At 38.7% G+C, this 7861-nt stretch carries 8 protein-coding genes; all 8 read left to right on the top strand.

The features are described from left to right. Positions 1 to 136 precede the first annotated feature (136 nt). The gene (locus tag NXR94_RS16940; protein WP_258105866.1) at positions 137 to 628 is read left to right on the top strand and encodes a hypothetical protein; all 492 of its coding nucleotides are present in this window, start codon (positions 137 to 139) and stop codon (positions 626 to 628) included. 204 nt (positions 629 to 832) lie between these two features. After that, on the top strand, positions 833 to 1327 hold the full coding sequence (locus tag NXR94_RS16945) for a hypothetical protein (RefSeq protein ID WP_258105867.1): 495 nt from the start codon (positions 833 to 835) through the stop codon (positions 1325 to 1327). A 254-nt stretch (positions 1328 to 1581) separates the two neighbouring features. Then, positions 1582 to 2685, top strand: a complete 1104-nt coding sequence (gene lepB, locus NXR94_RS16950) for a signal peptidase I (RefSeq protein WP_258105868.1) — start codon at positions 1582 to 1584, stop codon at positions 2683 to 2685. A gap of 196 nt (positions 2686 to 2881) precedes the next feature. Beyond that, complete coding sequence (locus tag NXR94_RS16955; protein ID WP_258105869.1) at positions 2882 to 3199, top strand: type II toxin-antitoxin system RelE/ParE family toxin; 318 nt, start codon at positions 2882 to 2884, stop codon at positions 3197 to 3199. After that, positions 3189 to 3476: an addiction module antidote protein gene (locus NXR94_RS16960; protein WP_258105870.1), complete on the top strand. Its 288-nt coding sequence runs from the start codon at positions 3189 to 3191 to the stop codon at positions 3474 to 3476. The genes NXR94_RS16955 and NXR94_RS16960 overlap by 11 nt, the downstream gene beginning before the upstream one ends. A 284-nt stretch (positions 3477 to 3760) precedes the next feature. Next, entirely contained in the window at positions 3761 to 6079 is a 2319-nt protein-coding gene (locus tag NXR94_RS16965; RefSeq protein ID WP_258105871.1) for a hypothetical protein, read from the top strand. Between the two features lie 348 nt (positions 6080 to 6427). Beyond that, positions 6428 to 6748, top strand: a complete 321-nt coding sequence (locus tag NXR94_RS16970) for a hypothetical protein (RefSeq protein WP_258105872.1) — start codon at positions 6428 to 6430, stop codon at positions 6746 to 6748. A 313-nt stretch (positions 6749 to 7061) separates the two neighbouring features. Next, on the top strand, positions 7062 to 7502 hold the full coding sequence (locus NXR94_RS16975) for a hypothetical protein (protein WP_258105873.1): 441 nt from the start codon (positions 7062 to 7064) through the stop codon (positions 7500 to 7502). The last annotated feature ends 359 nt before the right edge of the window (positions 7503 to 7861 follow it).

The following is a 7861-nucleotide window of genomic DNA, read 5'->3' on the forward strand; positions in this document are numbered from 1 at the left end:
CCTGCAGTTCTAGCGGATGTCTGGGTTAACGCAGTACTTCGTAGATAGCGTTGTAGGTGTGGCGCAGGATCGCTAGTTTTATCGGAAATTGCCAAGCTCGGGACATCCGCCCGCTAGCTGGGCGTTACAGCCCATTATGCTTCGAGCCACATTCATCACCATATTGCTCCTTTTTGCCTCTCGATCTTTTGCATGTGAATGCGGACGTGGATTGGGGAAGAACTTTCTGAACCAAGTCAAGAAGTTCGACTATGTAGTATACGGAACATTTATGAGGGAACAACCTGAAAGTGGAGATGCAACTCTGATTATCGAGGAAATTTACAAGGGAGAAATAAAAAGAGACACTATTGAACTGATTGACGGAGGAACTGACTGCTATCACTTTTTCGCTTTTGAACCAGGAACCAAACTCGTGATCGGCCTAGAATCTTCACCATATGGAAACAAAAAAGACGCATTCGTAGCTTGGGGCTGTGTAACGTCAACATTAGTTGTAACTGAGAACGACCAAGTATTCGCTAACATGTGGTCTGCAAGACTGGACATTTCATCGCCTAAGATTAGCTGGATTCGGTCATCTATGAACCTGAACAAACTTGAACGGAAAATCAAACGGAGAAAGTAACAGGGCTGTAACAGACTGTATGAGGCATGTGCTTTCGTGCTTTCTACAAACTGCATTGGAACTTGACCGTGAGTCTACCGCCGAGAAAGTTTTGTGGCGTTTGGAGACTTCAGCTCGCAGGATTTTTGATTTTCAGAACGCACTGCTTTCTACAAACTTTGGAAGCACCGGCAGACTTCACTATTTTGCAGGTATTAGCCAAGTGTGAGCACACGCCTCATACATGGGCGTTGGGTGGCATTGCACCCCGGCTCTACTGAAATCATGAAAACACTTGATCAGGAATTTGAAGACCATCTGGCTAACTCAGCTGATAAACTGAATTTCCAAATTTATGATAGAGATTGGAACGCTAACCAATGGAGCGGTTCAATCAAATTAAGAAACGATCAACTAAGAATCGAACTTTATTGCGAACGAGGGCTTCTTAGCCTTAACATTAGTCCACAAACAGGCAAAGAAAATTTCATAGATGCCGAACTGCTTAACTCCTACCTGACTCTCCAGGAAGAAACCGAACAACTAACCAAGTGGGCTAGGAAGAAGATTGTTAACAGACGCATCGGTTTAGATGAACAGGTAAACTTGCTAACTTCGAAACGAACCAACCTCGAACAAATTTTCTCAAAGAAACAACTGAAGAAGACCTTAAAAGAACTTCAGCAACTCGGTGAGGAACGGTTTAACAACAGCCTCTAAAAACGCCACCCAACAATATGTATAAGGCATGTGCTTTCGTGCTTTCTACAAACTACATCTGGACTCGACCGTGAGTCTGCCGCCGAGAAAGATTTGTGGTGTTTGGCAACTTTTAGCTTGCGGGAGTTTCTCATCTTTCTAAACGCACTGCTTTCCACAAACTTTGGAAGCACCGGCAGACTTCACTATTTTAGTGCTGTCCACAAAGTGAGAGCACACACCTCATACATGGGCGTTGGCATTAATTACACCAGATGAAAAGACCCTCTACAGCCCTATTTCTTAGCTTTCTAATCCCAGGGTTGGGATTTTTTTACGCAGGGCACATGCGAAAATTTATTTCTGTGAACCTATTTCTTTGGTTCTTAATATTCACTTATAGGAATTTCGCCACCACCTTTCTGCTTTTCATCATTTTCTTATCCTTCGCTTTTGGTGATTACCTATTCGGGCTGATAAATTCCTATCGTGCAGCTAAGAATCCAATCGCATCAAGGTATGTTACATGGTACAATTACCTATTAATAGTTTTCTTAAATATTTCGCTTTCAATAATCTTGATTGGCCCCACTTTAGATCAACTTACTAGAGTCAATTTTGCCCATTTACCAACTCCGATTATGGAACCAAGCATGTTAGTTGGAGATCGCTTCGCCCATTCCAAAAGCAATGACTTTGAAAGAGGAAATATTACAACATTTAGTTTCCCGCCAGATCCTCTGGTCACCTATGTAAGTCGTTGCGTGGGAGCACCTGGAGATTCGATTAAGATAATAGACGGAAGAGCAATCATTGATGGGCTAGATTTAGATATAGAAAACTTACAACATCAATATCTAGTCACACCAAAGAAAAACCAAACGATAAGGCAAAGAGTCTTCGATCAGGTGGGCGTAAGAGATGTATTTAGAATTTCAGATGGATATATGTGTTTCCTTAGCAACAAGCAGTTAGAAGAATTAAGAAAAATGAGTTTTATAGAAGTAATTGAACCAACATTTAATACTAATCCAATTCCTGATAATCCATTTTCGTGGGGACCTGACAACTTTGGGCCGTTGCTAATTCCAAAAGTTGGAGACAAAATTGAATTGACTAGTGAGAATGTTCAGTTTTATGCGAATTATATTTTGGACGAGAATACTGAAATAGAATTTGACGGCAATAACCTGATCAAAGAAGGCAAACCCATAACAACATATGAATTCAAGAAGAACTACTATTTCATGATGGGGGATAATAGAGCGAACTCGTTAGATTCTCGATATTGGGGACTTGTACCTGAAGATTTAATGATTGGTGAGGTTAAGTACGTTTTTTGGGCAGAAAATACAGATCGTATTGGAACTGAATTTTAAACTAATGCCAACAAACGATAAGCTCAATGAGCAGACCAAGCCATCTGCAAATGTCAGAGAGGAAACCTAACTTTATTATTAATTTGAAAGGATATGCTCACTGAGCTTATCTGAGCGTTGTGAGGCATTCCCTTCAAATCGCATATTCCAACGAACTTAAAATTGCAGAACTGTATCCAAGTGAATACATTTGCGTATGTATTCTATAGAAAAGACCGAGGTATTTGATAAGTGGCTTAGAAAACTGAAAGACCAACGGGCTAAGGCCAAAATTCTATTCAGAATCCAACGGATTGAAGAACAAGGGAATTTTGGAGATTGCGAAGCGGTTGGAGAAGGAATCAGTGAACTGAGAATTCACTATGCAAAAGGGTATCGAGTATATTTAAAAGAATATAAAGGCACAATCGTGTTGCTTCTGAACGGAGGAACTAAATCATCCCAACAGAAAGACATTGAAAAGGCTAAGGATTTATGGTCGAACTATAAAGATGAACTTGGAAATGGCAACTAAAGGAGTATCGAAATTTGACATTGCAGAATATCTAGAAGATGATGCGATGATTGCAGAGTATTTGAACACCGTACTTGAAGACGGTAATTCAGAGGACATCATTACAGCCCTTGGACATGTAGCAAAAGCCAGAGGAATGTCAAAAATTGCTGAGGAAACCGGGTTAAGTAGACCCAGTCTATACAAAGCACTTTCACAGGGTTCGAAGCCTCAGTTCGAAACCATTCTTAAAGTCCTGCGGGCTGTCGGTGGTAACTTGAACGTTCGAACAACATAACGAAAAACTACGCCTCACAACATTGTGTATAGTCGCAGGTGCTAAAGCATTTCATAGCCAAGGTTTGTGCCATTCGACCGTTCATCTGCAGCTGGGAAATCAATTAGATTTCTACTGATTGTGGCTAGCAGGATTTTTCTACTTTCTTAACTCAGATGTTATTTGACCGTTGTGAGCCTCAGCAGATTCCACTATTTTAGAGCCTTTAGCCCAGGCTGGCACCCGCGCCATACACGGGCGTTAGATTTTATTATCTGTATGGCGCATAATTCCGGAGACCAATTTTGAAAACTGAAAAAGAACATATTAAAGTATTAACAACTCTAAGTTTAGCTGCTTCTGACACCCGCAGAGACACACTAACCTCTATTATTATATCGAGTCTTTTTCAAAATCCAACTAGCCGAAAAGATCTGAACAAACAGATTGAAAATCATTTTGACTTTGAACCATATGAGTCAGAAGTTTTTACTTTAATCGATCAACTGATCGAAGAAAACCGAATCGATAATAACTCAGGAATTTTATCACTTTCAGAAGATGAAAAATCCAGATTTCAGATTCTCGAAACTGAACTACAAGATAAAGACAAACAGCGATTTCAAAATTTCAAAAATTTTGTCACTGAAGATCTAGAAGAGAAGCTAGAAACATCCGAAATCAAGTTGATATGGGGTGTATTTGTTGAATATCTCTACAATAACTTTTTTGAATTCGGAGAAGAAGCCTTTTATAGATTCCATCCTCATTTAGAAGACAAAGGGAACTCAAATAATGATGTTGACTTTTTTAATGTCGCTTCCAGAAAACTACAAAATAAAGAGCTATTTAAAATCTTCAAGCAGGCTGTTGAAAAGTTCCCTGAATATGCGTCTGCTGATGATATTGATTTTCTAGTTGACTTGGCACAAAAAACGATATGCTTTTCATCATTAGGAATTGACCCAAAGATTGTTGACGATGAAACAAACCAATCCATTGTGGATTGGGTGCTATATCTTGACACTAATGTTCTCTATTCCATATTGAGTTTGCATTCTCATCCTGAAAACGAGGCATGCATAGCTCTCATGGAACTAATACAAAGCAATCAAGACAAGCTGAAAATAGTGTTGAGATATTCCGAGTTAACGAAAAAGGAACTCTCTGCTAAGAAGGATGATTTTCAAATGATTGATGAAAAGCTTCCAGATTCAGCCATTAGAGCTTTGCTAAAGTCCGATGATCTTGATGATTTCTCCCGTCAATATTACGACAACTTAATAAAGGATCGTGATTCAACACTTCATCCATCAAAGGTCATTGAACTTGGCCCACAAACGATGCTCAAAAAATACAGTATTGACGTTTCTCGGAACAAAAAAAGACTTGAGCAAATAGGCGATGAATATCTGAATATCAAAATACAGGATTATCGTAGGTTTATAGATGAAAAAAATTTGGTTCGTCAGGAATTCAATGAGAAAAAGGGAGCTCACCTTAGGCCAATAATCAAAAGTGATAAACAAATTACTCATGACATAAGCATCAGGGAATTGCTGTTACATCAGCGTGCTTCTGTTTTGAAGTCAGGCGTTGATGCATCAATGAATAAGGTAAAGTATTTTGGACTAACAATTGATTCTCTCCTACTTGATTTTGATTTAAAGCAGGTCAAAGATTATAATGATGAAAATAGTTTTCCTGTTTTTTTTCGGCCATCATATCTCTTAAGCAAACTTGTTAAGCTACTTCCATTAAAAACAACCGATTACAAAAAGGCTTTTATTAAAGCAGTAACTACGAAAGGATTTAATAAAGACCCACAGAAATCAAACGATATTCTTCGTATTGTTAACTATTTAAAAAAAATAGGAATTGATGACGAAATGGTTATTTATAACCTTATTTCAAAAGAACTCTTCCTCGAAACTTACAACAAGAAAAGAAAGGAGTCTGAATTTGATGAATCTGAATTCATTGAATCAGAACTTAACAAGGAGTTTAAACTAAGAAAAGAAGAACTCGAACAGACGAAACAGGCATTGAATGTAAAGGAGCAGGAACTTCAAACCACGAGCCAAGAAAATAAAACCATACGTGAGCGGGAAACCAACCTTATGGTCAAAAAAGAACAACTTGAAACAGATTTATCGATATATGAAAAATCAATTCAAAGATTACAAAAGGATGTGAAGAGATTGGAAAAATCCATCGAACAGCCATCAAACAATCAAAGTCAACTGAATTTTGATGCCGCCTCTGGTAAGAAGGAAACGCAGAAATTCAAAAAGAGACTTAAACAGGAAATTGAGGATAAAATAAGAAGACATAAGAAAGGTGAACTAAAGAAGTGGCAGAGACGATTTTGGTATAATTTATTTTGGGCTGTTCCAATTACTGCTATTTGTATCTGGATAGTTTTCTTTAACACAACAATCAACTTTATACAAACAAACCAAACAGCCATCCGAATAACAATTGGCTTGCTTACTCTGCTTTTAGATGGATTATTTATTGGACTTTTGAAATCGAGGTTTGACGAGACGAGCAAACAAAAACGAATGGAAAACACCGAAACACCTGAACACTTGGTGAAGGAATTACTTGAACTGGATGACTGATTAAAATGTAACAAAATCTAACAAACACTAAAATGAATATGCGAACTGAGTCATTTGAAAGGATAATGCAAAACAGATACTTCAGTGCTTCTAGCTACTGGGGCGCATACTCATTTTAGTTGGACGTTACATACCAGACTCGCCAATAGCAGATTTCAATGGAAATATTAGAACAAATACACGATGTTGGAGCATTTCTCAGATACTTGGCAGGACTAACTAAACGACCATATGAAGAGTATCGAACTAGTAGGTGGCTACTTAACTTTCTTCTTGGAATTGTTCCAACTATTCTAATTATTGGACTGATTGTTTGGGTTTCTACTTTAATATTTGATTAACTGTGACATGACTGCTAAGGAAATCGAAATAACATCAGATGTGGTGATCAGATTCTTAGCTCATGAACAATATGGAACGGAGAACAAGGCGATTAAAGCATTGAGCAATAGGTTACCAGAACAAACGGATGTCCAACATATATTCGAACGTCATTGTAACATTTTTAGCATCACAAAAGAACTTGTAATTAAGAAGCTCTCAAACTCTAACTTCAAGGATTCATTATTTGAAAAGATTCGAAACCAGATCGCCGAACAAACTAACTCACAACCCGAAGAGGCGGGAGCCTATATTAACTGGTGCTATTTTTTCTACATCCTGAAGTGATAAATCCGGTATGTAACAATATGTATGAGGCATGTGCTTACATGCTTTCTACAAGCTACACCTCAACTTGACCGTTCGTCTGCTGCCGAGAAAGTTTTGAGCAGTTTGGAAACTTCAACTTGCGGGAATCTTTCACTTCAGAACGCAGTGCTTTCTACAAACTTTGGATGCACCGGCAGACTTCACTATTTTAGTGCTGTCCACTAAGTGAGAGCACACGCCTCATACATGGGCGTTGTATGCCATGAGGGCAAATGCTATGAACACAGAATGTCAAGAATTCCGAACGCGCTTCATCAAAGGATCTACAAGGATGATAATATTCTACGCTGGACTACTAACAGCTTTTTCCCTGTACATTATGTACCTATTGCCGAACATCAGGGTAATTCTGATAATGCTAATTCCTGCCTCTCTTCTGCCATTTGTGATAGTTTTCCTCAAATCCTTCAAGGTTCGTTTCGGAACAGATTTCATTGAGACCAAGAACCTATTTCGAACTAAGAGACTCAACCTCAACGAGATTAAAAAATTTGGCATCTACATCCGTGGCGGCCGATCTGGCCCCACTAAGCTAACCAGTGAATTCAACATGGGTGAAGTGAACGATGACGAATTACTTTTTCACAACGTTTATCTAACCACGAATGATGAATTCGATCTGTTGAACATACGACCTAAAAAGCATTTGAAATTTCCTTATCGAAAGGAACTTTATAGAATCGTAAAGGAAAAAATGGCAACTCAATCGTAAAACACGGCATACAACAGACGCTGATCGGGCATATGTCTAAGTGCTTTCTGGCTGATTTCTGAGGAACTCGACCGTGAATCTGCCGCTGAGATACGGAGGTGCTTTCTATCTATTTTTGCTCGCAGGAGATTTTAATTTGCAGAACGCAGTGCCATTTAGAACCGTTGTGAGCTTCGGCAGATTTCACTACATTCGTGCTATTCACTAGCTGCGGACATACGCCCGATAGCTGGTCGATATCTATGATAAAATCAAGCCATTTCAACTTTTTTTAGTGCAATTCTATCCTGATATGGTGTCCCTCTCTTAACTACCGCTACTACCCTGTGCAGTAGCTTATTTCTTATGGCGTTAAGAAT

The sequence above is a fragment of the Marinoscillum sp. MHG1-6 genome, from assembly GCF_024714475.1.
Lineage (GTDB): Bacteria > Bacteroidota > Bacteroidia > Cytophagales > Cyclobacteriaceae > JAMZMI01.